Annotated in this window: 22 protein-coding genes and 3 pseudogenes; 14 read left to right on the forward strand and 11 right to left on the reverse strand. The window is 70.4% G+C overall.

The features are described 5' to 3' along the window. Positions 1 to 66 precede the first annotated feature (66 nt). The 8 genes and pseudogenes from ACZ7IB_RS35965 to ACZ7IB_RS36000 all read left to right on the forward strand — a co-directional run bounded on the left by ACZ7IB_RS35965 (position 67) and on the right by ACZ7IB_RS36000 (position 6,301). Positions 67 to 987 carry an NADP-dependent oxidoreductase gene (locus tag ACZ7IB_RS35965; RefSeq protein ID WP_470918465.1) on the forward strand — a complete coding sequence of 307 codons (921 nt, stop codon included), beginning with the start codon at positions 67 to 69 and terminating at the stop codon, positions 985 to 987. Beyond that, a complete protein-coding gene (locus ACZ7IB_RS35970; RefSeq protein ID WP_470918466.1) occupies positions 984 to 1,760 on the forward strand; it encodes a GNAT family N-acetyltransferase in 777 nt (258 codons plus the stop codon). Before ACZ7IB_RS35965 ends, ACZ7IB_RS35970 begins: the two co-directional genes overlap by 4 nt. 178 nt (positions 1,761 to 1,938) lie before the next feature. Then, the gene (locus ACZ7IB_RS35975) at positions 1,939 to 3,153 is read left to right on the forward strand and encodes a PP2C family protein-serine/threonine phosphatase (protein ID WP_470918468.1); all 1,215 of its coding nucleotides are present in this window, start codon (positions 1,939 to 1,941) and stop codon (positions 3,151 to 3,153) included. An 87-nt stretch (positions 3,154 to 3,240) separates the two neighbouring features. Then, positions 3,241 to 3,912, forward strand: a complete 672-nt coding sequence (locus ACZ7IB_RS35980) for a TetR family transcriptional regulator (RefSeq protein ID WP_470918470.1) — start codon at positions 3,241 to 3,243, stop codon at positions 3,910 to 3,912. Between the two features lie 46 nt (positions 3,913 to 3,958). Continuing rightward, positions 3,959 to 4,522: pseudogene (locus tag ACZ7IB_RS35985) on the forward strand (transposase); the annotation flags it as partial. Positions 4,523 to 4,566: 44 nt separating this feature from the next. Next, the gene (locus tag ACZ7IB_RS35990; protein WP_470918472.1) at positions 4,567 to 5,391 is read left to right on the forward strand and encodes a glutamate racemase; all 825 of its coding nucleotides are present in this window, start codon (positions 4,567 to 4,569) and stop codon (positions 5,389 to 5,391) included. 157 nt (positions 5,392 to 5,548) lie between these two features. After that, a pseudogene (locus ACZ7IB_RS35995) lies at positions 5,549 to 5,854 on the forward strand (zinc-binding dehydrogenase); the annotation flags it as partial. A 111-nt stretch (positions 5,855 to 5,965) separates the two neighbouring features. Further along, positions 5,966 to 6,301, forward strand: coding sequence for a DUF6191 domain-containing protein (locus tag ACZ7IB_RS36000; RefSeq protein WP_470918518.1), 336 nt, complete (start codon positions 5,966 to 5,968; stop codon positions 6,299 to 6,301). Positions 6,302 to 6,363: 62 nt separating this feature from the next. Here ACZ7IB_RS36000 and ACZ7IB_RS36005 read toward each other — a convergent pair whose 3' ends face one another. The 5 genes from ACZ7IB_RS36005 to ACZ7IB_RS36025 form a co-directional block, all read right to left on the reverse strand. After that, a complete protein-coding gene (locus ACZ7IB_RS36005; RefSeq protein WP_470918474.1) occupies positions 6,364 to 6,897 on the reverse strand; it encodes a hypothetical protein in 534 nt (177 codons plus the stop codon). 174 nt (positions 6,898 to 7,071) lie between these two features. Continuing rightward, positions 7,072 to 8,157 carry a bile acid:sodium symporter family protein gene (locus tag ACZ7IB_RS36010; RefSeq protein WP_470918475.1) on the reverse strand — a complete coding sequence of 362 codons (1,086 nt, stop codon included), beginning with the start codon at positions 8,155 to 8,157 and terminating at the stop codon, positions 7,072 to 7,074. 39 nt (positions 8,158 to 8,196) lie between these two features. Beyond that, complete coding sequence (locus ACZ7IB_RS36015) at positions 8,197 to 8,901, reverse strand: phosphatase PAP2 family protein (RefSeq protein ID WP_470918477.1); 705 nt, start codon at positions 8,899 to 8,901, stop codon at positions 8,197 to 8,199. Beyond that, the gene (locus ACZ7IB_RS36020; protein ID WP_470918479.1) at positions 8,898 to 9,500 is read right to left on the reverse strand and encodes a phosphatase PAP2 family protein; all 603 of its coding nucleotides are present in this window, start codon (positions 9,498 to 9,500) and stop codon (positions 8,898 to 8,900) included. The genes ACZ7IB_RS36015 and ACZ7IB_RS36020 overlap by 4 nt, the downstream gene beginning before the upstream one ends. Next, a complete protein-coding gene (locus tag ACZ7IB_RS36025; protein ID WP_470918480.1) occupies positions 9,500 to 10,168 on the reverse strand; it encodes a DedA family protein in 669 nt (222 codons plus the stop codon). Before ACZ7IB_RS36025 ends, ACZ7IB_RS36020 begins: the two co-directional genes overlap by 1 nt. 183 nt (positions 10,169 to 10,351) lie before the next feature. On the opposite strand from ACZ7IB_RS36025, the gene ACZ7IB_RS36030 reads away from it, so the two are divergent. The 3 genes from ACZ7IB_RS36030 (at position 10,352) to abc-f (ending at position 13,640) form a co-directional block, all read left to right on the forward strand. Next, positions 10,352 to 10,756, forward strand: a complete 405-nt coding sequence (locus ACZ7IB_RS36030; RefSeq protein WP_470918520.1) for a BlaI/MecI/CopY family transcriptional regulator — start codon at positions 10,352 to 10,354, stop codon at positions 10,754 to 10,756. Next, complete coding sequence (locus ACZ7IB_RS36035; RefSeq protein ID WP_470918481.1) at positions 10,753 to 11,697, forward strand: M56 family metallopeptidase; 945 nt, start codon at positions 10,753 to 10,755, stop codon at positions 11,695 to 11,697. The genes ACZ7IB_RS36030 and ACZ7IB_RS36035 overlap by 4 nt, the downstream gene beginning before the upstream one ends. Before the next feature lie 296 nt (positions 11,698 to 11,993). After that, positions 11,994 to 13,640: a ribosomal protection-like ABC-F family protein gene (abc-f, locus tag ACZ7IB_RS36040; RefSeq protein ID WP_470918483.1), complete on the forward strand. Its 1,647-nt coding sequence runs from the start codon at positions 11,994 to 11,996 to the stop codon at positions 13,638 to 13,640. Between the two features lie 90 nt (positions 13,641 to 13,730). On the opposite strand, the gene ACZ7IB_RS36045 is transcribed toward abc-f, so the two are convergent. After that, complete coding sequence (locus ACZ7IB_RS36045) at positions 13,731 to 14,234, reverse strand: NUDIX hydrolase (RefSeq protein WP_470918485.1); 504 nt, start codon at positions 14,232 to 14,234, stop codon at positions 13,731 to 13,733. 315 nt (positions 14,235 to 14,549) lie between these two features. On the opposite strand from ACZ7IB_RS36045, the gene ACZ7IB_RS36050 reads away from it, so the two are divergent. After that, complete coding sequence (locus tag ACZ7IB_RS36050) at positions 14,550 to 17,978, forward strand: phosphodiester glycosidase family protein (RefSeq protein WP_470918522.1); 3,429 nt, start codon at positions 14,550 to 14,552, stop codon at positions 17,976 to 17,978. A 107-nt stretch (positions 17,979 to 18,085) separates the two neighbouring features. Here the strand turns inward: ACZ7IB_RS36050 and ACZ7IB_RS36055 are convergent, their stop codons facing one another. From ACZ7IB_RS36055 to dhaK, 3 genes are read right to left on the reverse strand one after another with little or no spacing between them, the layout of a single operon-like run. Then, complete coding sequence (locus ACZ7IB_RS36055) at positions 18,086 to 18,496, reverse strand: PTS-dependent dihydroxyacetone kinase phosphotransferase subunit DhaM (protein ID WP_404115488.1); 411 nt, start codon at positions 18,494 to 18,496, stop codon at positions 18,086 to 18,088. Continuing rightward, positions 18,493 to 19,107: a dihydroxyacetone kinase subunit DhaL gene (gene dhaL, locus ACZ7IB_RS36060; protein ID WP_470918487.1), complete on the reverse strand. Its 615-nt coding sequence runs from the start codon at positions 19,105 to 19,107 to the stop codon at positions 18,493 to 18,495. Before dhaL ends, ACZ7IB_RS36055 begins: the two co-directional genes overlap by 4 nt. A gap of 21 nt (positions 19,108 to 19,128) precedes the next feature. Further along, positions 19,129 to 20,121 carry a dihydroxyacetone kinase subunit DhaK gene (gene dhaK, locus ACZ7IB_RS36065; protein ID WP_470918488.1) on the reverse strand — a complete coding sequence of 331 codons (993 nt, stop codon included), beginning with the start codon at positions 20,119 to 20,121 and terminating at the stop codon, positions 19,129 to 19,131. Between the two features lie 900 nt (positions 20,122 to 21,021). Here dhaK and ACZ7IB_RS36070 point away from each other — a divergent pair. Then, positions 21,022 to 21,195, forward strand: a complete 174-nt coding sequence (locus ACZ7IB_RS36070) for an IS3 family transposase (protein ID WP_470918489.1) — start codon at positions 21,022 to 21,024, stop codon at positions 21,193 to 21,195. A 392-nt stretch (positions 21,196 to 21,587) separates the two neighbouring features. Here ACZ7IB_RS36070 and ACZ7IB_RS36075 read toward each other — a convergent pair whose 3' ends face one another. Then, positions 21,588 to 21,737 carry a hypothetical protein gene (locus tag ACZ7IB_RS36075; RefSeq protein WP_470918528.1) on the reverse strand — a complete coding sequence of 50 codons (150 nt, stop codon included), beginning with the start codon at positions 21,735 to 21,737 and terminating at the stop codon, positions 21,588 to 21,590. On the opposite strand from ACZ7IB_RS36075, the gene ACZ7IB_RS36080 reads away from it, so the two are divergent. Then, positions 21,727 to 22,926 (forward strand): alpha/beta hydrolase family protein, encoded by a 1,200-nt coding sequence (locus ACZ7IB_RS36080; protein ID WP_470918524.1) that lies wholly within the window; start codon positions 21,727 to 21,729, stop codon positions 22,924 to 22,926. The two genes, ACZ7IB_RS36075 and ACZ7IB_RS36080, sit on opposite strands and share 11 nt — an antisense overlap. 62 nt (positions 22,927 to 22,988) lie before the next feature. Here the strand turns inward: ACZ7IB_RS36080 and ACZ7IB_RS36085 are convergent. Next, positions 22,989 to 23,482 (reverse strand): annotated as a pseudogene (locus ACZ7IB_RS36085) (amidohydrolase family protein); the annotation flags it as partial. Between the last annotated feature and the right edge of the window lie 505 nt (positions 23,483 to 23,987).

Below are 23,987 nucleotides of genomic sequence, written 5' to 3' on the forward strand. Positions count from 1 at the left end.
ACCGGTGACCGGCCCGGCCTTCGGCGCCGTGAACCGTCGCTGCCATGACCAGGAGAGAGGGAGCTCATGCCCAAGGCGTACGTGTTCACCCGCAACGGCGGACCGGAGGTGGAGGCCCTCATCGAACAGGACGTGCCGGTGCCGGGCCCCGGCGAGCTGCTTGTCGCCGTCCGGGCGGCCGGGGTCAACCCGGTCGACTGGAAGCTGCGCACGGGGTACACCAGGCCCGGCAGTGAGCCGCAGCCGTTTCCCACCGTCTTCGGCAGCGAGGCCGCCGGAGTCGTCGCGGGCGTGGGCCCGGATGTCGAAGGATTCGAGGTCGGGGACGAGGTCTTCGGCAATCCGGTGACCGGCGGGTACGCCGAGTACACGCTGCTGCCCGTCGCCGTGACCGCGCACAAGCCGGCCGAGCTGTCGTTCACCGACGCGGCCGTGCTGCCGGTCGCGGTGGCCACCGCGTACGACGGCGTCCACCAGCTCGGACTCGCCCCCGGTTCGACCCTGTTGATCACCGGGGCCGGAGGCGGTGTCGGAACGGCCGCGGTACAGCTCGCCCGCCACGCCGGTGTCCATGTCATCGGTACCGCGAGCGCGGCCAAGAAGGACTTCGTCGAGTCGCTCGGCGCGGTGCACGTCGAATCCGGCGCCGGTCTCGCCGACCGGGTCCGGGCAGCGGCACCCGACGGCATCGACGCGGTCTTCGACCTGGTCGGCGGCGACACGCTGAGGGCCGTGGCCCCGCTGCTCACGGACCCGGCCACGCTGATCAGCGCCGGAGGCAAGCCACTGGCGGTGGAGCTCGGCGGGGCGGCCGTCGCACGGGCCCGCACCGCGGCGGTCCTCGACGAGGTGGCGAACCTCGTCGTCACCGGCGCCCTGCGGACGCACGTGACCGGGACCTTCCCGCTCGCCGAGGCGGGAGGAGCGCTGCGCGCCGTGGAGAGCGGACATGCGCGCGGGAAGATCGTCATCGAGGCGATCGCGTGAGCGCGCCGCATGTCACTGGGGGTGACGCGCATCCGCTGGACAACCCGGTCCGCGCCGCACTGACCGGCCCGCACGCCCACTTCGCCGAAGAGCATGGCCGCATTCTGCGCTACCCGGCGGACGTGGCCCCCTGGGTCGCGATGCCGGACGCGCCGCAGGCCGAGGACTGGGCCGATGCAGCAGCACTCGCCGGCCCCGGTGGCGCCGTCACCATCACCGCCTTCCGTGAACCGCCGCCGGACGACTGGGAGATCACCTTTCACGCCGAGGGCGTCCAGCTCGTCGACGCCGGGGGCGCGGCAGCCCCGTTTCCGCAGGCCGTACGGCTCGGACCCGCCGATGTGCCCGAGATGCTCGACCTGGTCGCCCGCACCCGCCCGGGACCGTTCCTGCCCCGTACGGTCGAGCTCGGCACCTACCTCGGCGTCCGCCGCGAAGGAGCGCTCGTCGCGATGGCGGGCGAACGCCTCCACCCACCCGGCTGGAGCGAGATCAGCGGCGTCTGCACGGACGAGTCCGTGCGCGGGCAGGGGCTCGGCAGCGGGCTCGTCCTCGCCGTCGCCCACGAGATCAGGCAGCGCGGCGAAACACCGTTCCTGCACGCCTCCGCTTCCAACACCAATGCCGTCCGGCTCTACGAATCGCTGGGATTCGTGCTCCGCCGCCGGACGTCCTTCCTCTCGGCGCTCGTACCGGAGCACCCGCCGACGCGCCTGCCAGGAACCGGTGGCGTCAGCCGCGACGGCGAAGCCCGTGCGGCAGCCGTGCGCTGAACCGCAACACAGTGACCTTCGTCCCGGGACTTCCGGGCCGAAGGTCACTGCCATTCCCGGTTCCGGGACCTTCGGCGCGTTCCAAGAGGCCGTAAGCCTCGTGTGCTGCCCCCTGCGAACCGGATGGACTGGGAGTGAACGCCGGCGCGGGGCCGGCAGATCCCGGGAGGAACGGGCCGTGACGATCGGGCTCCAGTACCGAGCGGCGACGCGTGGAGCGACGCTCCCTGGTACGGACGCGGGGGAGGCAGCCGTCTTCGCCCCCCGGATCGGCAATGGGGCACTGTTCGGCGGGCTGGCACTGCTGACCGTCCTGGTCGCCGTCCTCGACGTCCGGACCGGCGACGAGCTGCGCCTCATATCGCTCCTCGTGGTCGTGCCCGCACTCGTCTCGGTCTTCGGAACGATCCGGCAGACCGTCGGCGTGGCCACCTGGATCACGACCGTCCTCGTCTGCTCCCGGCTGGTGACCGGGGGGACGTTCTGGGACATCACCAGCAGCGTCGCCTTTACCGTGCTGGCCTGCTTCCTGGGCGTCGGCTCCTGCGCGCTGCGGCTCCGTCATGCCGCCGAGATAGCCAGACTGCGCTCCGCCGCCGTTGCGCTCCAGCGGCAGATTCTGCGCCCGCTGCCCATCCTGACCGAGCAGATCTTCGCTCACGGCATCTATACGCCGATCGAGGAGGACCGCCTGGTCGGCGGTGACATCTACGAGGTCGTGCAGTCGCCCTACGGAACCCGGGTGATCATCGGGGATGTCCAGGGCAAGGGGCTCGCCGCGATCGGGGCAGGCTTCGCCGTGCTCGGAGCGTTCCGGGAAGCGGCCATTCGCGAGCCCGCCCTGACCGGAGTGGTCGATGCGCTGGAGGACGCCGTCGCCCGGCACAACGCGTTCTCCGCCCAGACCGGAGAGATCGAACGCTTCGTCACCGCTCTCGTGCTCGGCTTCGGCGGGGAGGACCGGGCGCAGGCCGTGAACTGCGGCCATCTGCCGCCCCGGTTGCTGCACGACGGCGTGGCCTGCCCGGCTCCGCTGCGGCGCACATCCGTTCCCTTGGGCATGGCGGAACTGAGCCCGGAGGCACGGGTCGCGGAATGGCTGGACTTCCCGCCCGGCGCGACGCTTCTGGCCTTCACCGACGGGGTCACCGAGGCTCGCGACGCATCGGGCGCCTTCTATCCACTGGACGCCCGGCTGGGTCACTGGGCGGGCCGCGGGCCGCGCGAGGTGCTGGACGCGCTCCACGCCGACCTGGAGTCCTTCTCAGGAGGTGTACGACGCGACGACATCGCCGCCCTCGCCCTGCGCCGGGCACCGGCGGGCAGCCGCCGCCGGCCCGTGGCGACCGGTCACGGTGCGCGCCGGGCCGCTGAGACCTTCAGCAGCCGGTAGAGAGGCCGGCAGGGCAGCCGGATGTTGATCCAATGTCCCGGCGAGACTTCTGACGCGTCGGGACATTTGTAGGTGCACGGTGCACTCATGAACCCGGAACGAAAGATCGCGGAGCGACGGAGCCGCAAGGCCCGCAGGACCCGGGACACACTGGCGCAGGCCGCGTTCGAGCTCGTACTCGACCGGGGCCTGAAGAATGTGACGGTCGAGGAGATCGCGGAACGCGCGGACGTCGACCGGCGGACCTTCAGCCGGTACTTCACCAGCAAGGAAGCCGCACTCCTGGACTCGCTCCGGGGCGATGGCGACCGGATCAACGACGCCCTGCGCATGCGCCCCGCCGACGAGCCCCCGCTCACCGCCTACCGCCGCGCCGTCCTCGACTGGCTCGACGACCCCGACGCGCAGGCGTGGCACCGCCGCGACCGGATCTTCGGCCTGCTGGTCCTTGCCGAGCAGGAGCCGACCCTCTACGCCGCGTTCCACCACATCCGGGTGGACGCCCAGGAGGACTCGGTCGCCATCGTCGCGGACCGGCTCGGAGTCGACCCGCGGCTGGAAATCCGTCCCGCCGTCACGGTCGCCGCGGGCGCCGGGGCACTCCTCGCGGCCCAAGCCGCCTGGGCCCGCGGCGGACACCCGGACAACCTGCCCCGGCTGGTCGGGCAGGCCTTCGACGCCCTCTCCGAAGAACTGCTCACGCAGCTTCCCGCCGGGCCGGCGCCGCACAGCACCACGGAAGGAAACGCAATCCAATGAGCACCCCCCTCACCCCCGCCGACCAGGAGTTCGCCGGCAAGACCGCTCTCACGACCGGATCGTCGGCCTCGTCCTCGACCAGATCGCCGTCGATGGCTCCATCAATAAAGCCCCCGGCGGCGGTGAAGCCGCAGGCCGCTCACCGGTAGATCGCGGCAAACAAGGATTGAAACGCTCAGGCATGACAGACGGTTATGGAATCCCACTCGGCCGTGTGCTGGCTGGAGCGAACCGTCACGACTCCCCGCTACTCGCCCCGACCCTGGACCGCCTGCAGGACCTGGGACCGCTGCCCGAAGACGTCACCGTGCACCTGGACGCCGGCTACGACTCGGACAGGACCCGCACCCTGCTCCACGAACGCGGCCTGCACGGCCGCATCGCGCACAAGGGCGAGAAGGCACCCCTTCAGGCAAGTCAGAGGTGGCATGTGGAACGGACCCACGCCTGGCAGAACGCCTTCCATCGCCTCGCCCGCTGCTACGAGCGCCGGGCCACCGTCATCGAGGCCTTCTTCGACCTCGCTGACACCATCATCACCGTGCGTAGCCTGATCCGCCGAGCGTGGACCACTCGCCGCTGGGAGGGCCGCTCCCACCGCCGCCTGTGACGGACCGCCATCTGCGCCAGTGGTCGGCTGGTAGCTTGACTTCCATGATGGTGGCATTGATCGACTCAGGGCTTGGCCTCCTTTCCACCACAGGATGGCTTCGGCACCTCGCCCCGGAACTCGATCTGCTTCTGTTTCTGGACCCCGACGGCGCCCCCTGGGGATCGAGAACTGCCTCCTTCGTCACGGACCGTCTATTCAGTGCCGCTCAATTGGCCGTCCAGCGAGGTGCGGAGGCCATCGTGGTCCCCTGCAACACCGCCACCGTCACCGCGATCGACGCTCTGCGTGAGAGTTTTGAACCCCATGTGCCTGTGATCGGAACCGTGCCCGCCGTGAAGTCGGCCGCAGCGGCCGGCCAAGGCATCGCCGTGTGGGCAACCGTCCGGACCACGGCGAGTGACTACCAGGATCGCCTGATCGCGGACTTCGCGAACGGTCGGCCTGTCGCGCGTGTCGCATGCCCCGGTCTGGCCGAGGCGGTCGACCACGGAGACATGGCCGCAGCAGCGGAAGCGATCGCCGACGCGGCCGAGCGGACCCCCCAGAATTGCGACTCCGTGGTGCTGGGATGCACGCACTACCCCCTGGTGGCACCAGAGATTCTGCAGAGCCTGCCCACCGGAACCACCCTGTACGACAGTGCGGAGGCAGTCGCCCGCCAAGCACTTCGGCGATTGGACCGAACCACAGATTCGCACAGCACCACGGGCTCCATCGACGTGGTACTCAGCGGGCGCCGCGGAAATCTCCCAGCAGGCGCCCACGCCTACCCGGTGGGTCGCGCCCTGGCCGCCGCAGCGCGGGTGCCCCGTGACATTCTCATCTCCGCCGCAACTCGCGCCTCGATGAACGCTCCGGCGATCTGAGAAAGCCCCGGAACCTTTACAGCTTGTCGGCCAGGCGTATAGCCACCCCGTTTCGCGGTAGACCCCGGGAAATCGCAGAGCGTGACAACTACCTGATCGCCCAGGACCCGTGTCTGCCTCGCGCTGGGCTCCCCACCGCGCCTATCTGCGCGACCTCTTCGTCGGAGCATCTCCCACCGTCGCCACGGCCGGGGCCGCGGCCGCCATCGACTCCGATGTCACGATCGTCGGCGTCGGCGGCGGTGCGCTGCCGGTCGGCTTCGGCTCACTGCCGTACAGCGCGACGGGGACCTCCCCGTACTGGGGATCGCGCTCCGAGCTCGCCGAGGTACTCGACCTCGCCCGTGCCGGATCGGTCGAGGTCCACGTCGAGACCTACACGCTGGACGAGGCGCCACTGGCGTACGAACGGCTGCACCACGGCAAGATCAACGGCCGCGCGGTCATCCTCCCCAACGGCTGACCGGCCACCCCTGATCCCCAGGACCGTGCGGGCCGTCGCGCAGTGCGACGGCCCGCACAGTCATACCCGCGACCGATGCGCACCGCACCGGACACCGATGAGACCGGGCCGATGGAATTCGTCGCGCTGATGACGCTGCCCGGACTGGTGATCGGGCTGACCGTCGTCGCCTTTCTCGATCAGCTGATGCTGCGCGCAGGGCGGGCCGGTCTGCTGCCATGGCGCAACGGCGCCCGCCGGGGCCAGGTGTCGGCGACCGGGTTCGAGCAGTTGCACGCGAGCTTCTCGCCCGGCAAACAGGGCGAACTCAAGGAGCGCCAAAGCGCCCTGCTGCTGCGCGACGACGAGGAGGACGGCGCGCCGCCGAACCGCTCCACCGTCGACCTCGACGGCGGCCTCGCCGTCATCCGCCTGCCCGGACAGCACACCTGGAGCGTGTCTCTTTGATGGCCGCACTCCACCTCGCCGCCATCCTCACCGGACCCATCAGTGACCCACGGGACAGGAATCTAACCCTCGTCGGCGGTGTGTTCCTTCAGGAAGGCCCCTGCGTGGGCGGCAGCCTCTTCCTTCGTGGCGAGAGTGAGTGCACCGTTGGCTTCGCTGCATGTTCCGTCAGCGCCCTGCCCCTTCCATCGCCAGCCATCCGACGACGTGTCTCGGAACAATTCGGCGGTACCACCGAACAGTTCGAGGCTGCTCGCCCTCATTTCCGTGGCTGCCGACTTGTCGGTGGCGTCGGGCCACTTCTTGCGGGCACCCTGTCGGGTGATCCCCCAAGCAGCGCCCATCCGCTCGTAGCTCGCACCATAGGCACCGGCGGTCTGTGCGGCAATCGCCGTCAACCGTTTGACCTCCTCGTCCACTACCTTCCAGGCGCTGAGGATGGACAGGGCCACGTCAGAGGGGTCTGCTGCCCACATGCGGTCCTCGGGGAGTCCAGTCGCTCGGGCGCGCATGGATGCGGCGAGCGGGTTGAGGGCGTCGAGGAGGGCCGCGTCGAGGGCCGTCAGTTCTGCGGTCGTGATCTCAGGCATCATCATGGAGGCAACTTTAGTTACCAAATCGCCAGTCGGTAACTAAAGTTGCCAATTGGCATATGCCAAGTCGGCTGCTGGATTGAATCCTGCAGCCGGCTGACCGTGAGACCGATGCCGCGGTGTCAGTAGCTGCATGCCGCTGGCCCCGCGGCGCCAAGGGGACAGAACCGAGTACACCTAGGTCCTGCGGCGCAGCACCGAGTCCGCGAGCCCCGCACCGCACTTCTGCAACAGGCTGTACGCGAGAACGGGCAGGAGCACCTGAGGGCTGCTCGGCAGATTCGTCGCCGCCAGTACCGCACCCGCACTGCTGTTGTTCATTCCGCAGGTGAGAGTGATCGCGACCGTGTCCGCGCGGTTCGCCCGTACCGTGCGGGCCAGACACCAGCCGATGACGAAGGACGCCGCGCACAGGGCCCCGGACACGACGACCGCCGCGACCAGCAGTGCGGGCCGCGGGTGGAGCAGGAAGCCGCCGAGCGCCCCACAGGCGTTGCTGTACGTGAGCAGTACCGCGTCGACGAGTCCGAGCAGCCGCAGCCATGGCAGATGCCGTTCGAGCACAAGGCGGGGTGTCACCCGTTGGACGGCCAGACCGGCGACGCACGGCACGATCACGCTGATCACGGCGAACGCCCCGCCGTCCGTCGCCGCCATCCGGGACAGATCGTGGGCATAGTGGCCACGTGTCAAAGTCGAGGCCGCTGAGAGCATCAGCGGAATCGTCAGCGGACTCAGCAGGGTGGAGGCGAGCACGATCCCCACGACCAGGGAGTGATTGCCGCCCGCCCGACCGCCCCAGACCGTGGCTCCGGCCGCGACCGGCATGGCCCCCACGAGCGCGAGGCCGGTGATCAGTCCGCTGCAGCCGTCGGCATCGGGCAGTCGGCCCAGTGCAACGGCCAGGCAGGGCAGCAGGGCCAGCGGAATGAGCGTATTGGCGGCCGTTCCCACCAGCAGCGGCAGTGGTCGGCGGACGAGCCGAGGCAGCCCCCCGGCAGGCACCCGTAACGCCGCGGTGAAGAGCAGATAGCCGAGCAGGAGCGACGGCAGGGTGAGCTGGGTAGGGGCGGCGCCGCCGGGGACGGGCACTGCGGCGACCTGAAGCTGCCGCAGGGCCAGTCCGGCCTGCGGCAGCAGCGTGGCCGCCGTGTACGCGGCCACCATCACCCAGGTCAGTCGTCGCTGGAGGAGCGAGAGCAGACGCGGCACAACCGGTGGACGGATGACACGGGTGGCACGTGCGGGAGAGATGAGTGGCATCGCACGGAACCTCGATGGGGTGGGGCCTGGACGGACCGGTCACTGCGGGAGCGGCAGTGCCTTCCGTATCAGCGCGGTCCCGAGCCCGATCCAGACCGTGGCGAACAGCCATCCGGCGAGTACATCCGTCGCCCAGTGAACGCCGAGCAGAACCCGGCTCAGACCGACGGCCGCGGCCCAGCAGACCACCAGGGCGGCGACAACGGTACGGAGGGGACGCGGCCCGGTCCCGCCGCGCGTCCGGAGACCGAGGGCCGTGAGCAACAGGCCGGCCATCAGCGCGGACGTCGTCGCGTGCCCGGAAGGGAAGGCGAAGCCCGAGGCGTGCGTGGCCCAGTCGCCCAGCGGCGGGCGGGGCCGGGCGATCAGCTCCATGAGGCCGTAGCGGAGACCCTGCGCGAGCAGCAGGAAGGCCAGGGCGCCTGCCGCGTACCCCAGCCGTCGGCGGGTGTCACGGCCGGCGATCAGCCCGGCGATCACCGCTGTCCCGTACGGGAACACTCCGGTACCGGTGGCCGTGATGGCCCGGGCGGTCGTCACGAGGCCCGGCGGCCGATGCCGCAGCGACCAGTCGTGGCCGGCCCGGTCCAGGGTGGGCGGGGAGCCGTGCCGGGTGGCCAGGACGAGAGCCGCCAGCGCGATGAGTCCGAGCAGCCCGACCACAACGGCTCCCAGTGGTGCACGGAGCGGTAACGCGACGGGTACGGACCGGGCGCGCGCGACCCCCGAAGCGTCTTCGGTCACCGTGTCGCCACCAGGGCGCGCAGCGGGCTTTCGCGCAGCCGGACGACCGCCGGGGCGCAGCGCCGCGCCGCGACCGTCAGCGGCCAGGCGACCAGCGCGCCGGTGACCAGCCCGATCAGCACATCGTGCGGGTAGTGCACACCGATCCACACCCGGGACGCCGCCATCAGCAGAGCGGCAGGCACCGCAAGCGCCCCGAGCCGGCGGTCGGTCAGCCAGATCGCCATCGCCGCGGCCGCCGCGATGGCGGCGTGGTTGCTGGGGAAGGACCAGTCACCGAGTGCGGGACATGCCTCCACGGTCACGACATGCAGGGTCTGGCACGGCCGTTGCTCATGGAAGGCCGACTTCACCAGATCGTTGACGATGTACGCGGCCACCACGACGAGCGGGGTGCAGAGCGCCATGGCGGTACGGACGGGACCTGCGGAGCGGGAGCGCCACCAGGACGCGAGCATCAGCAGGGCGAACAGCGCCAGTCCGTAGTCCGACCAGACGCGGATGGTGGAATCCAGAGCGGCCGGGGAGCGCTGGGCCAGCTCGGTGATCCAGGTGTACAGGCCACCGTCGAACGAGGTGGCGGTGGAGGCGAGAGGCATCAGCTGTTGTCTCCTTCGGCGGTGCGCCGGCCGCGGGAGCGGAGCAGTTCGGCAGCGAGCGGGATGAGGGAGACCGCCACCACGACAGCGACGATCGGCAGCAGATAGCGGTCGACGTTGGGCACCGAGGACCCCAGTGCGTATCCCGCGAAGACCAGTCCGACGGTCCAGACCGCCCCGCCGACGACCTGCCACAGTGTGAAGAGACCGGCAGGGACGTTGAGCGCCCCGGCAAGCGGGTTGAGCACCGTGCGTACGACGGGTACGAAGCGGGCCAGCACGATCGCCCGCGCATGGCCGTATCTGCCGAGCAGCTCCTCGGCGCGGGCGGCGCCCTCGTGCAGCCGTTTGGCGCGACTGCGGGCGAGCAGGGCCCGGCCACCGCGGCGACCGATCCAGTAGCCCGCCTGTGCACCGAGCAGCGCGCCGGCCACGGCGGCGATCAGCACCTGTGGCAACGACAGCTGGACCGGGCCGTGGGTGCCCGACACGCAGAGCAGGCCCGCCGTGAACAGGAGGGAATCGCCGGGCAGAAAGAAGCCGACGAGCAGTCCTGTCTCGGCGAAGAGCACGACGGCGATGCCGAGCGCACCGAACGCTCCGAGCAGTGAACCCGCGTCGAGCAGGTTCACCGCTTGTGGCGCAGCCGCCAGTGAGAATACGGACACGGTGGAAGGTCTCCCATAATGGTGAGCGGGCGGCCCTGCGGAACGCCCGGACTGACTACAGTGATGTAGACGGTCTACATCACTGTAGACGCCCGAAGGCGGAGGAGAGTTCCCATGTCCCAGGTGAAGGGGATATCGAGCGGAGAACCCGACCCCAGCCCGTACGGCGAACCGGCCCCCGGGCTGGCAACGGAAGCCGGACCGGAGCGCCCGTCACCGCACCACACCCCATCGGAGCGACGCCCCTCCGGCGAGCTGGAGTCCACGATCCTGGCGGCCCTGTGGGCGGCCGAAACCCCGCTCACTCCAGGCCAGGTGCAGGGGGCGATCGGGGCCGCTCTCGCCCGCACCACCGTCACGACGATCCTGTCGCGTCTCTACGAAAAGGGTACGGTCACCCGAATCCGCGCAGGCCGCGGATTCGCGTACACCCCCACCGAGGACGCGCCCGGGCTGACCGCCCGCCGGATGCACAGCGAACTGCAGAAGGAGGAGGACCGCAGTACGGTGCTGGCCCGATTCGTGTCACAGCTCACCGACGAGGACGAGCAGCTGCTCCGGGACCTGCTCGATGGAGAAGCCCGATGATCTACGCCGTGTGGGTTCCGCTACTGATGCCCTTCGTCGCGGTACCCGCAGCCCGTCGCCTTGCAGACACCCTGTCGCCGGTGCGGGCCGTACGGCTGCTTGCCTCGACGGGCATCGGCCTCGCCCTGTGCAGCCTGCTCGCCCTGGCCCTGCTGGTGGTGCCCGGCGCGACCCGGTTCTCCGCCGTCTCCGCCTTCGGCGAACTCGTCAGGCCGCTCTCCGACGCAGTTCCCGCGGTCGCCGTGCCCCTCGCGGCCGCCGCACTGGCGCTGCTCGCGGGCTGCGCCGCCGCCGTCACCCGCACCGCCCGCGGCCACTGGGCGGAGCTGCACCGGTCCGCGCAGCCGTCCGAGTACACCGGTGGCGAGCTGGCCGTCCTGCGAGACAGCCGTCCCGACGCGTATGCGCTGCCCGGACGTCCCGGCACTCCCGGCCGGATCGTCGTCACCACGGGGATGCTGCGCGCCCTGGACCCCGCCGAACGCGACGCCCTGCTGGCACACGAACGCGCCCATCTCGCGGGCCACCACCACCTCTTCATCGCCGTCGCCGAAGTGGCGGCACTCTGCCACCCAGCACTGCGCTCCCTGCGCGCGCCCATGGGCTACGCCCTGGAGCGCTGCGCCGACGAGGCCGCCGCCGCCGCCGTCGGCGACCGAAGGGTCGCCGCCCGGGCCATCGGCCGAGCCGCCCTCGCCGCACGCGCCGCCGAAGGCGCCGCGCAGCCTCGCCCACGAGTGGCGCTCGCCGCAGCGGCCGGGCCCGTTCCGCGCCGCGTCGCCGCACTCCTCGGCCGGAGCGCCCCGCGCCCCCGCGTCGGCCGGGCGGCCGCCGCGGCGCTGCTGGCCTGCCTGGTCGTCTCCGGCGCCGCCGCGCTCGACGCGACGAGCGATCTGCACAGCAGCATCGAAGCGGCCCAGGGCGAGAACCCGCAACACTGACCTCGCCCGGCGGGCTGCCGCCGCAGGCCGCCGTTTCTCCTGGGCCGGGCCCTCGGCCGGAGCCGCCCGAAAAACCCGTGGGCGGCTCCAACGGCCCTGGTTACACTGAACGCCATGGGTTCGTACTACTTCTTTCGCTGATTCCGGGCACGGACGCCGCCGCGCGACACTGAGCGTCGCCGGGTGACCCCAGGGGCCACCCCCGCGTGCCGCAGTCCCTTCCGCCCACCCGGCAGCCCCGCCCCGCAGCGCACCTTCATGCGCCGCCGAGGCATGTCACCTCAGGGAAAGCACCCATGACGCCCAAGCACGCCCGCGCCCAGCTGACCATGAAGGACGTCTCCAAGCGTTACGGGGACCGAACCGTCCTCGATCAGGTGTCGTTCACCGTCCGCCCCGGCGACAGAGTCGCAGTGATCGGCGAGAACGGCTCCGGGAAATCCACTCTTCTCCGGCTGCTGGCCGAAGGAGAGGCACCGGACAGCGGCGACATCACCGTCCGATTCCCCGGCGGCACCGGCTACCTCTCCCAGACGCTCGCTCTCGCCCCCGGCCGCACCGTCCAGGACGCCGTCGACGCGGCCCTGGCCGAACTGCGCGAGCTGGAGCGGGAGATCCGTACCGCCGAAGAGGCGCTCGCCGCCGGGACTCCGGACGAATCCCGGCTCACCGCGTACGGCGATCTGCTGACGGCGTACGAGGAACGCGGCGGATACCAGGCCGACACGCGGGTCGACGCGGCCCTGCACGGCCTGGGACTCGCCCACCTCACGCGCGAACGACCCCTCGGCACGCTGTCCGGGGGCGAACAGTCCAGGCTCGCGCTCGCCTGCGTACTGGCATCCGCCCCCGAACTTCTGCTGCTCGACGAGCCGACCAACCACCTCGACCTCCGCGCCACCACCTGGCTGGAGGAGCACCTGCGTGCCCACCGCGGCACCGTCGTCGTCATCACCCACGACCGGACCTTCCTGGAGCGGACCACCACCGTCATCCTGGAGGTCGACCGTGACCTGCGCAGTGTCGTCCGGTACGGGGACGGCTGGGACAACTACCGCACCGCGAAGGCGGCCGCCCGCCGCCGCTGGGCACAGGACCACCAGGAATGGCTGGACGAGGTGGCTCGTACCGAAGAGCTCGTGAGCGCCGCCGGACAGCGCCTCGCCGGGACGGGAAAGGATCCGGGCGAGGGCTGGGGCAAACACCGCCGTTCGCACGAGGCCAAGTTGTCCGGGCAGGTCAGGGCCGCCAGAAGCCGGCTGGACGGGCTGCGCAGGGCACCCGCACCCGCCCCGCCCCGGCCCCTGCGATTCTGCGCCGACATCGCCGTCGCAGCCGACGGCGATGCGGGCCCCGGCCCCCTTGCCGCGCTCGACTCGGTCGTCGTCGGGGACCGGCTCCGCCTGCCCGCACTGCGCGTGGACCCGGGGCAGCGTCTTCTGGTCACCGGCCCCAATGGCGCGGGGAAGTCCACTCTGTTGCGGGTCCTGGCCGGGGACCTCGCCCCCGACGAGGGCACGGTGCGCCGCCGGGCCAGGATCGGCTACCTCCCGCAGGAACTTCCCGCCCGGCCGACGCGCCGCACACTGCTGGCGACCTTCGCCGCCGGGCGGTCCGGTCACCCCGACGAGTACGCCGAGAGCCTCCTCGCCCTGGGCCTGTTCCGTCCCGAGGACCTGACGGTGCCGGTCGCCGCCCTCTCCGTCGGCCAGCAACGACGGCTCGCACTGGCCCGCCTGGTCACCCGACCGGCCGATCTGCTGGTGCTGGACGAGCCGACGAACCACATCGCGCTCAGCCTGGTCGAGGAGGTGGAGGCAGCGCTCGCGGAGTACCGGGGAGCGGTCGTTGTCGTCTCGCACGACCGCAGCTTCCGCAGCCGCTTCACCGGCGACCGGCTGGAGCTGCACGGCGGCTGTCCGGTCGGGAACGGCTCAGGGTGAGCCACGACGCGGTCGAACACCACCTGCACAGCCCGGAGATCAGCCGCACAGACGGCGAAACGCCCGCTCAGGGCCCGTCCTGAGCGGGCGTCACCCCCCATACTCCACGTGTTCCCGCAGCCTTTCGAGGAAGATCCGCTGGCCCGTGACGAGCCGCTCCGTGGCCTCCTGGGGCGTGCACCAGGCGAACCGGTCGATCTCCGGGAACTCGCGCAGCACACCGGACCCCCTCGGCCACTCCATGGTGAACGTCCCGGGAACGGCCGCCGCGGCATCGACATCCGCCTCCATCGCCCACACCGTCACGGTCTTGCCGCCGGACTGACGGGCCTCACCGAGCTCCACCCACTCACCGTCCGGCGCCGGACGGCCGAACTCCTCCTCGAACTCACGGCGGGCCGCGTCCGCGGGTTCCTCGGCAGGGCCGTACTCACCCTTGGGGATCGACCACGCCGCGCTCTCGCGGCCCGCCCAGAACGGGCCGCCCATATGCCCGATGAGCACCTCGAAACCGGCACTGTCGTACGAGGCCCCGTCCGGTCGGCGGAACAGAAGGAGACCCGCACTGCGCATGGCGCGCTTCTGGGATGGCATGCCGTCAAGTCTGCGTCCCGGTACCGTACGCCGCCACGGACGACACCCCTTTCCAGGTGATCACCGCCGTCATCGAGTCGACGCGCCCTGTTTCCCCTGAGGTTCCCGATGCCCCCTGGTGCGCGGCTGTGCGTGCGGCCATGCTGTCCGCCGACAGCGCTTTCTGCCCGCGGGCCGAGCCGCGCAACCATCGGGATTCCAGGAGGATTTGTGGTTCTTGGCATAGTCGGCAGGACGACCGGACCGCGCGGGAGTGCGGCGCGAGGGTACGGAACGGTCGCGCGACCGCTCGTGCTGCTCGCGACGGTCTCCGCGATGACGGTCGGCGCGATCTCTCCCGCGCTCGCCGATTCGACCCCCGACCCCCGTCCCCGTACCTCCGCCGAAATCCTCAGACCGGTCGCCCCACCACCGGCGAGCAACCCGGCAGGGGAATCCAGATCGGTCGCGGACGGCGACGGTATCGAGACCGCTCGTACGTCGCGCCCGATCGCCCCGGGTGTCCGTATCGACTCGTACGACCGGCTCGAATCCGACAAGTGGCTGCGGGTCGACTCCCTCTCCGTCGACCTCACCGGCACCGGCGTACACGCCGACTACCTCTCCTCCGGCAAGGTCTCCGACCGGCGCACGGTCTCCGAACTCGCCGCAGGCCACGACGCGGGCCGTGGCCGCCGCACCGTCGCCGCGATCAACGCCGACTTCTTCGACATCAACCAGACCGGTGCGCCGGAAGGGATCGGCATCAAGGACGGAATCACCGTCCAGTCGCCCGCCCCGGGAATCAACCGGGCCGTCGGCATCGGCCCCGACAGCGCCGGCCGCATCCTGAACCTGTACTTCGAGGGGACGCTCACCCTGCCCGCCGGGCAGCAGCCGCTCGCCGCGTACAACGCCGCCAATGTGCCTGCCGGGGGAGTCGGCGCGTACACCTCCGCCTGGGGAGCCGCCGACCGTGCCCTGACCGTGGACAACGCGACCCCGGTCACCGCAGCGGTCGTGCGGGACGGCAAGGTCGTCTCCGTCTCGGACACTCCGGGATCGGGAGCCGTCCCCGACGACACCACCGTCCTGGTCGGCCGTGAAGCCGGGGCCGTCGCACTTGACGCCCTGAAGCCCGGCGACCCGGTGTCCCTGACCTACCGGGCACGCGCCGACAGCGGAGCCGTGCCGCGCACCGCGGTCGGCGGCCGTGAACTTCTCGTCGTCGACGGAGCCGCACAGAACCACGACGGCGAGGGCAACAACACCGCAGCGCCCCGCACCGCCGTCGGCTTCTCCAAGGACGGCCGGACCATGAAGATCCTCACCGTCGACGGGCGGCAGGCCGACAGCGTCGGCGTCACCCTCACCGAACTCGGTCTGATGATGCAGCGCGCCGGCTCGTACAGCGCACTCAATCTGGACGGCGGCGGATCGTCGACCCTCGTCGCGCGCGAGCCCGGCAGCGACGCGCTACGGGTGGAGAACAGCCCGTCCGACGGCAGCGAACGCACCGTCCCCAACGGCCTCGCCCTCACCGCCCCCGACGGCAGCGGCCGGCTCAAGGGCTTCTGGGTCCAGCCCCGTACTCCCACCGGTTCCGCACCGGGCGCAGACCCCGTAAAGGGCGGCCACCCCGACCGGGTCTTCCCCGGACTCACCCGACAGCTCACCGCGACCGGATACGACGAGACGTACGGCCCCGCCGACGGCAACCCTCGCTGGCGTACGGTGCGGGGCGCCGCCGGTACGGTGGACGGCAACGGGCTCTTCACCGCACGCCGCAGCGGCACCACCGACGTACGCGCCGAACACGGACCGGCGCGCGGCAGCACATCCCTGACCGTCCTCGACAAGCTCGCCCGGATCCAGCCGACCACCCAGCGGGTGGGCCTCGCCGACGCCGAGGCGACCGGCACGTTCGGCATCGTCGGACTCGACGCCCACGGCACCAGCGCCCCCGTCGAACCGCGCGACATCACCCTCGACTACGACCACGCACTCTTCGACATCCACGACGACGGCCAGGGCTCCTTCACCGTCACCTCACGCACCGGCACCGGCGCCGGACAGATCAAGGCGACGGTGGCCGGTACCACCACCGTCCTCGCCGTCAGCGTCGGCCTCACCGAGCAGGCAGTCTCCTCGTTCGACGACGCGGGCTCCTGGAAGTTCAGCCAGGCACGGGCGAGCGGTTCCCTCGCCGCCACGCCCGACGGCCACACCGGCACCGGACTGAAGCTCACCTATGACTTCACCCGGTCCACCGCGACCCGCGCCGCCTACGCCGCCCCGCCCCAGCCGGTCACCGTGCCCGGCCAGCCCCAGTCGTTCAAGCTGTGGATCAAGGGCGACGGCAAGGGCGCCTGGCCCACCCTGCACCTCAAGGACGCCGCAGGCTCCGACCAGCTGTTGCGTGGACCGTACGTCACCTGGACCGGCTGGCGGCAGGTCACCTTCGCCGTACCGCCGGGAGCTGCCATGCCGCTCTCCGTGTCCCGCTTCTACCTCGCGGAGACCGCGGCCGCCAAACAGTACACGGGTGAGATCGTCATCGACGAGCTCACCGCGCAGGTGCCGCCCACCGTCGACCTTCCCGAACAGGTGGCTTCCGCCGACCCGTTGATCGACCCGGCAGCCGTGACCGAGCGCAGGGACTGGCGGTTCGCGGTGATGTCGGACGCCCAGTTCGTCGCCCGCGACCCGGACAGCGCAATCGTCACCCGGGCGCGGCGCACCCTGCGCGAGATCAAGGCGGCCGGCCCGGACTTCCTGGTGATCAACGGCGACCTCGTCGACGAGGGATCGCCCGCCGACCTGGCCTTCGCCCACCGGATCCTCACCGAGGAACTCGGTGACTCGCTGCCCTGGTACTACGTACCGGGCAATCACGAAGTGATGGGCGGCAAAATCGACAATTTCGTCACCGAATTCGGGCCCGCCCAGCGGACGTTCGACCACAAGGGCACCCGCTTCGTCTCGCTCGACACATCCAGCCTCAGCCTGCGCGGCGGGGGCTTCGCGCAGATCAAGCAGCTCCGCGCCCAGCTGGACGCGGCGGCGAAGGACCGGACCGTGGGCTCGGTCATGCTGATCGAGCACGTGCCGCCGCGCGACCCGACCGTACAGAAGGGCAGCCAGCTCGGGGACCGCAAGGAGGCGGCCCTCGTCGAACAGTGGCTCGCCGACTTCCGTCGTACGACGGGCAAGGGCGCGGCCTTCATCGGCAGCCATGTCGGGGTCTTCCACGCCTCGCACGTCGACGGAGTGCCGTATCTGATCAACGGCAACTCCGGCAAGGCACCGGCCGGACCGGCGGACAAGGGTGGCTTCACCGGCTGGTCGCTGGTCGGCGCCGACCACATCACGTCCGGTGAACAGGCCGCGGCGCGGCAGCGGCCGTGGCAGGGCGGGCCCGACTGGGTCTCCGTGCAGACCCGAGCGCATGTCGACGCCCTGGCAATCGAAGCACCCCCGGTCCTCGGCACCGGAAGCCGTACGAGAGTCGCGGCGACCGTCACCCAGGGCACCCGCAGTGTCCCGGTCGGCTTCCCGCTGGCCGCGGACTGGACTGGATCCCCGAACGTCCACATCGGCGACCGGGACGACGCCCGCCACCGCCACACGGCGGTCCTCGACCCGTCCACCGGCACCCTCACCGCGCTTCGACCGGGCACGATCACGCTCGCTGTGACGGTCAACGGAATGACACAGAAGGTGCAGATCAGGATCGGGGCAGCCGGGGCCGCGTCGGCGGCCTGACGGACCACGGGCCTGTCCGGCGATCACAGCCGGACAGGCCCCGGGCCGCCCCGCACCACCCATGGACACAGGTGCGGGGCGGCCTCACGACCGCGGAACCCGTCTGCCTACACCTTGTGGTATTCGTGGGCCTCCGACGCCGCAGCCTCCACCGCCGCGATATCGCCGCCTGCCGACGCGGTGACCACGGCAGCCACCGCACCCTCCAGGAAGGGCGCGTCCACCAGCCGCGAGCCGTCCGGCAGTTCGTCCCCTTCGGCCAGCATCGTCTTGACCGTGAGTACCGCGCTGCCCAGGTCGACCAGTATCGCCACCCCCGCGCCGCCGTCCACCGACCTGGCCGCCTCGGCGATCAGCTGGGCGCTGGTCCCGAGACCACCCGCGGGAGTGCCACCGGCGGCGGCCACCGGAGCCGTCGCACCACCTGCCGCGAGACCCCTGGCCAGCTCGGCGACGGACTCGGCCACCGGGCCGCTGTGCGAGACCAGCACGATCCCGACCTGCTTCCCGCCGCTCACGCGTCACCGCCACTCGCACCATCGGTCTCGGCCAGTGCGGTGATCAGCAGGGCGGAGGACGTCGCACCCGGATCCTGATGTCCGATGCTGCGCTCACCCAGATAACTCGCCCTGCCCTTGCGGGCCAGCATCGGTACCGTCGCCAGCGCTCCCGCGTCCGCCGCCTCCCGGGCCGCGCCGAACGACGTACCGAGCGCCTCGGCGGCCGGCAGCAGCGCATCGAGCATCGTCTTGTCCCCGGCCTGCGCCCCGCCCATCTGGGCCACGGCCGCGACGCCCACCCCGAGCGCCTCCGCCAACTGCCGCCGTGCCACCCGGGGCGCGTCGCCCAGAGCCTTACCGGTACGTCGCAACAGCGTTCCGTACAACGGGCCCGAAGCCCCGCCGACCGTTGCGATCAGCTGTCGCCCGGCGAGCATCAGCACGGCCCCCGGAGTCTGCGGTGGCTCCTTGTCCAGGGCCACCCTCACCGCGGTGAATCCGCGCTGCAGATTGCTGCCGTGATCGGCGTCCCCGATCGCCGAGTCGAGCTCGGTGAGGTGGTTCGCCTCGCGGTCCACGGAAGTCGCGGCCGCGGTCATCCAGCGGTGGAAGAAGTCGGCGTCCAGCACATGATCTCCTTGTCGGGCGGGTCAACGGCCCCAGCGCAGCGCAGGCGTCTCCACCGGCGCGTCCCAGAGGCGCAGCAGCTCCTCGTCCACCTGGCAGAGCGTCACCGAGCAGCCGGCCATGTCGAGCGAGGTCACATAGTTCCCCACGAGCGTACGAGCCGCCACCACACCCCGCTCGGACAGCACCCGCTGCACCTCGGCATTGAACCCGTACAGCTCCAGCAGCGGCGTCGCACCCATCCCGTTGACCAGCACGATCACGGGTCCACGCGGCCGCAGGTCCTCCAGGACCGCGTCCACCGCGAAGTCCGCGATCTCCCGCGATGTCATCATCGGACGCCGCTCCCGACCCGGCTCGCCATGAATGCCGATCCCCAGCTCCAGCTCGCCCGGCGGCAGATCGAATGTGGGGGACCCCTTGGCGGGCGTGGTGACGGCGCTGAGTGCCACCCCGAAACTCCGCGATGCCTCGTTCACCCGCCGGGCAATGGCCTCCACCCGCTCCAGCGGCGCACCTTCCTCGGCCGCTGCCCCAGCGATCTTCTCGACGAACAGGGTCGCGCCCGTGCCCCGCCGCCCCGCGGTGAACAGACTGTCGGTCACCGCCACGTCGTCATTGACGAGCACTTGGGTGACCTGCACGCCCTCGTCCTCGGCGAGCTCGGCGGCCATCTCGAAATTCAGCACGTCACCGGTGTAGTTCTTGACGACGAACAACACCCCCGCCCCACTGTCGACCGCGGCGGCGGCCCGCACCATCTGATCCGGCACCGGCGAGGTGAACACCTCTCCCGGGCAGGCCGCGGACAGCATCCCGGGCCCGACGAACCCCGCATGCAACGGCTCGTGCCCGGACCCGCCCCCGGAGACGAGCGCCACCTTCCCGGCCACGGGCGCGTCACGCCGTACGACGACACGATTCTCGACATCTACATTCAGCTCGGGGTGAGCGGCGGCGATACCACGCAGCGCGTCCGCGACAACGGTTTCGGGGACGTTGATGAGCATCCTCATGGGTATCTCCTAGGCAGGGTAGCTGGTGGGTTGTTGTCCTGCGTTTTCGCTGTTCAGAGTGAGTATGGGTAGATCGTGATCTTGGCTGTCCGTGGCGGTCGTGAGCGGGTTCTGGCGGTACTGATGCTGACTTAATACCGACTTTGGTGACGGGCCGTCAGGTTGGCCGAATGGTCGGGCGGGTCTCGGCTGACCTGCTCCTGTCGGCAGTATCGGCCTTGCGGCGGCGAAGGGCACGTGCGAGAACGTCATGGGCGCGCCCAGGTCCGAATCAGGATGCGTTCGGTTGTGGCCGGACGTCGGTGTCTATGCGTACACCGGGCCTCGTCAGCACGTGGTGTATGGGGACATTCCAGCCCCTTGCTTGCGGCGGGAGGGATTGCGAAGCGGCGTTCGCTGTGCGGACCGGCCGTGGTGCCATCCCGGCAGATTCTTCGTCTGCTGGTGGTACACGTCATGCATGTCGCTGACCAGCGGGAACGTTGAATCTGGCGTTCCTCGTGGGCGAGGTGGTCCGGGAATGGTCCGGATCTCGGTGCCATTCGGCGGTGGTTCGCTTCGTATGCGAGGCAGAAAAGGACGGGGCGAGCAGCGAGAGCCCCGGCCGCTGCAATGCGTCCGTCGTGCTTCTGACTGGTGACGACGAGCGGACACTTTCTCAGTCCTGCCTTGGGGCGGCGGGGTCGTGGACGTGGAGGGGTGAGCCCGGTGATGCGGCCTGACTGCATGACGGGACCGTGTTGAACTCCGCCGCTGATGTCGTTGTGCACGGCGACCGGATGTGGTTCGGAGGTGGTCGCGAGCCGCTGAAGAGAGGTCAGCACGTCATGCAGGTCGCCGCTGGTGACGGAGTCAGTCTGCACAAGGCGGTGCAAGTGGTCGAGCCACTGAGGTTTTCTCGTGTACGTCCACCGGCACACATTCGCCACCCGCACCGAGGCCAGGCTGCGGATCGCGACCTGGATCACCGGCTTCTACAACACGCACCGACTGCACAGCGTGTGTGGGTACCGGAGTCCGATCGACTACGAGCACGACCACCGGGCAAACTCCGTCTTGGAGCTGGCCGCTTAGAAGATCTTCACGGTTCGAGGGGATTGACAGCCATGGATCTGAAGCTGACCGGCAAGGTCTCGTTACCGGCGCGTCCGCCGGTAACGGCGAGGCGACAGCGAGGCTGCTGGCCGACGAGGCGCTACCGTCGTCGGAGTCGCCCGCAGGCCGGGCACCCTGGACGGGCTCGGCCCCGCAGTCAGCGGCATGGCCGCCGCCGGTTCAGCTGAGCCGGATCGGCTTCGAGGTATCCGAACGTCCCTGACCGGCTACGGCCGGCCAACACCGGCATTCGCGGCGGCCATCACGCTTGTCCGCTGCGCCGTGCCCGGCCTCCTCAGTGCGACGACGGTGAGTGACAAATGTCAGCGAAACCGATGAGGAATCGGAGTAGTTCGCCGACAGCGCGGTCCCTAGCCTTCCGGTAGGGCACCACGTGCCTGCACACCGCGCGCACCATCCGCGAAGGAGATCGCCATGCAGCGTCCAGCGTCGTCCCCACCGGGCAGCACCCTCAGGACCAGCAGGACCACCGGAATCAGCAGGAGGCGGATGGTGACCACGGGCACCGTGTTCGCCGCGGGACTCGCTGTGACCGCAGCCTTTGGTGCCCCCGCTGTCGCATCGTCGCCCCGCCGGACGCCGGGTGATGTCCAGCCGCCCGTACGGCTCGTCCTTCCGCGACCGAGCGGTCCCCATGCCCTTGGCACCGTGGCACTGCATCTCAGCGACCGCAGCCGCCGGGACCCCTGGATCGCTACACAGCCGGTTCGGGAGCTGATGGTTCAGCTCTGGTACCCCGCACGCGCAGCCGCCGGCCTGCCCAGGGCGCCTTGGATGACCGGACAGGCCGCCAAGGTCTTCCAACAGACGGGGTATCTCCTCCCCGAGTACGTCACGCTGCCGGACACGCACGCCCGTATCGGTGCAGCAGCGGACACGCGTGGGGGCCGGCGTCCAGTGATCCTCTACTCCCACGGACACGGGCAGCACCGCAGCTCCAGCACGGCGCTGGTCGAGGAACTCGTCAGCCACGGATACGTCGTGGTCACCATCGACCACACATATGACGCCGGACAGGTCGAGTTCCCCGGTGGCCGGGTCGAGAAGTACGCGATGCCACCTCTCACGGGGGAGGACGACGACCCGACGATCCTCAAGGCGGTTGAGGTGCGGGTGGCCGACACCCGTTTCGTACTGGAGGAGCTGTCGCGGCGCGTACGGGGCCGCCGCAGCCCGCTCCCGCAGGGACTCGGCGACATCCTCGACCTTTCCAGGACTGCCATGTTCGGCCACTCCCTGGGGGGTGCGACAGTGGCCTCGGCGATGGCGGCACGGGTGCCGATCGCGGCGGGTGTGAACCTCGACGGCAGTCTCTTCGGTCCTGTGGTGACCGAGGGGCTGCGCAAGCCGTTCCTCCTGATGAGCGAGGACGCGGACAACAAACCGAGCTGGCCCGAGATCTGGCCCCGGCTGCGAGGCTGGCGCCGCCATCTCCGGCTGACCGGTACCCGGCACTTCTCGTACACGGACTACGAGACGTTCATGCCGCAGGCCGCCGCGCGGCTCGGAGCGGACGACGAGCAGCTGGCTGAGTTCATAGGGCCGCTCGACGGGACGCGCGGTATCGACATCCAGCGGCGCTTCCTGCTCGCCTACTTCGACCTTCACCTGCGCGGCCGTCGCGCCCCGATCCTCGAAGGGCCGTCGCCCCGGTATCCGGAGGTGCGTTTCATCGGTGGTGTCGGATGATTCGAAAGAAAATTTGTGGCCGCTCGCGTCTCTGCGGTTTCGACCACAGGGACGCGGAAATCTCAGTTCGCGAGCTGACGGATTCCTCGCGGCAGATACGCCCCGTGCCCCGTGTGGCCCACAGTAGGTGCGCCTGTCGATCACCGGAACACCGCGTGACAGCACCGTCTCCACCCGCCCCGTCACCTGTTGGTCTTCGTAGGCCGAATAGTCGACGTTCATGTCATGCGCGTCGGCGGACATGATCTGCTCGGCACGCGGGTCGTAGACGACGATGTCGGCGTCGGCCCCGGTGCGATCGTGCCCTTCTTCGGATACAAGCCGAACATCCGGGCCGGTGCCGCTCAGGCGATCTCAATCCAACGACGCCGGCTGATATGCCCGTCCACCACGGCCTGGTGCAGCAGGTCCATACGATTCCCGGCACCTGGCATGCCATTCGGAACCTTCGTGAAGTCCCCACGCCCATCTCTTTCTGTCCCTTGAAGCAGAACGGGCAATGGTCCGTGGAAACCGCCTGCCGATCGTTCGTCCGCAGCCCACGCCACAGCGCCGCCGCTCCGGGGTGCCGAGGGCGGGGCCCTGGCGCAGCCGCAGCCCCCCGTCCTTCCGCCTCTGTCCCTGTAGCCTCCGCCGCCGGGCGGCGACTGAGCCACCCCTGACTGGCGGCGCCTGACCGTCCCGTGCCGGAGGAAACGCGCCGGCACGGGAGCTCCCGTGCCCACCACCCACGTCACCGACGAAGGAGAAGACAGACCGTGGACGCACGCCCGCTGAGCACGCTGGTGCTCAACCCTGATGAGCCCGGACCCGACCCGGCGTCTGGCATGGACCTGGCGGTGAAGCTGGGCATCGGCCATCTGGAGATCCGCTCGACCGAGGGCGCCAACGCGGTGATGCTGCTCGCCGAGCGGCTGCGACGCATCCGCGACCTTCTCCGACGAGCGAGGCCTTGCGGTGGCAGCGCTGGCGCGACTTCGGCATGGAAGCCCGCGACGACGGCTTCGTCCCACGGCCGGAGTTCCTCGACGCGGTGGAGGCCCTCGCGCGGCAGGCGCCGA

The organism is Streptomyces sp. NPDC037301, assembly GCF_055602785.1.

Coding starts and splice junctions, on each gene's coding strand:
- abc-f (WP_470918483.1), top strand. CDS start 11,994: ATGACGCCCAAGCACGCCCGCGCCCAGCTGACCATGAAGGACGTCTCC.
- ACZ7IB_RS36005 (WP_470918474.1), bottom strand. CDS start 6,897: ATGATGATGCCTGAGATCACGACCGCAGAACTGACGGCCCTCGACGCG.
- ACZ7IB_RS36035 (WP_470918481.1), top strand. CDS start 10,753: ATGATCTACGCCGTGTGGGTTCCGCTACTGATGCCCTTCGTCGCGGTA.
- ACZ7IB_RS35965 (WP_470918465.1), top strand. CDS start 67: ATGCCCAAGGCGTACGTGTTCACCCGCAACGGCGGACCGGAGGTGGAG.
- dhaK (WP_470918488.1), bottom strand. CDS start 20,121: ATGAGGATGCTCATCAACGTCCCCGAAACCGTTGTCGCGGACGCGCTG.
- ACZ7IB_RS36050 (WP_470918522.1), top strand. CDS start 14,550: ATGACGGTCGGCGCGATCTCTCCCGCGCTCGCCGATTCGACCCCCGAC.
- ACZ7IB_RS36080 (WP_470918524.1), top strand. CDS start 21,727: ATGGTGACCACGGGCACCGTGTTCGCCGCGGGACTCGCTGTGACCGCA.
- ACZ7IB_RS36000 (WP_470918518.1), top strand. CDS start 5,966: ATGGAATTCGTCGCGCTGATGACGCTGCCCGGACTGGTGATCGGGCTG.
- ACZ7IB_RS36045 (WP_470918485.1), bottom strand. CDS start 14,234: ATGCCATCCCAGAAGCGCGCCATGCGCAGTGCGGGTCTCCTTCTGTTC.
- ACZ7IB_RS35990 (WP_470918472.1), top strand. CDS start 4,567: ATGATGGTGGCATTGATCGACTCAGGGCTTGGCCTCCTTTCCACCACA.
- ACZ7IB_RS36010 (WP_470918475.1), bottom strand. CDS start 8,157: ATGCCACTCATCTCTCCCGCACGTGCCACCCGTGTCATCCGTCCACCG.
- ACZ7IB_RS35980 (WP_470918470.1), top strand. CDS start 3,241: ATGAACCCGGAACGAAAGATCGCGGAGCGACGGAGCCGCAAGGCCCGC.
- ACZ7IB_RS36020 (WP_470918479.1), bottom strand. CDS start 9,500: ATGCCTCTCGCCTCCACCGCCACCTCGTTCGACGGTGGCCTGTACACC.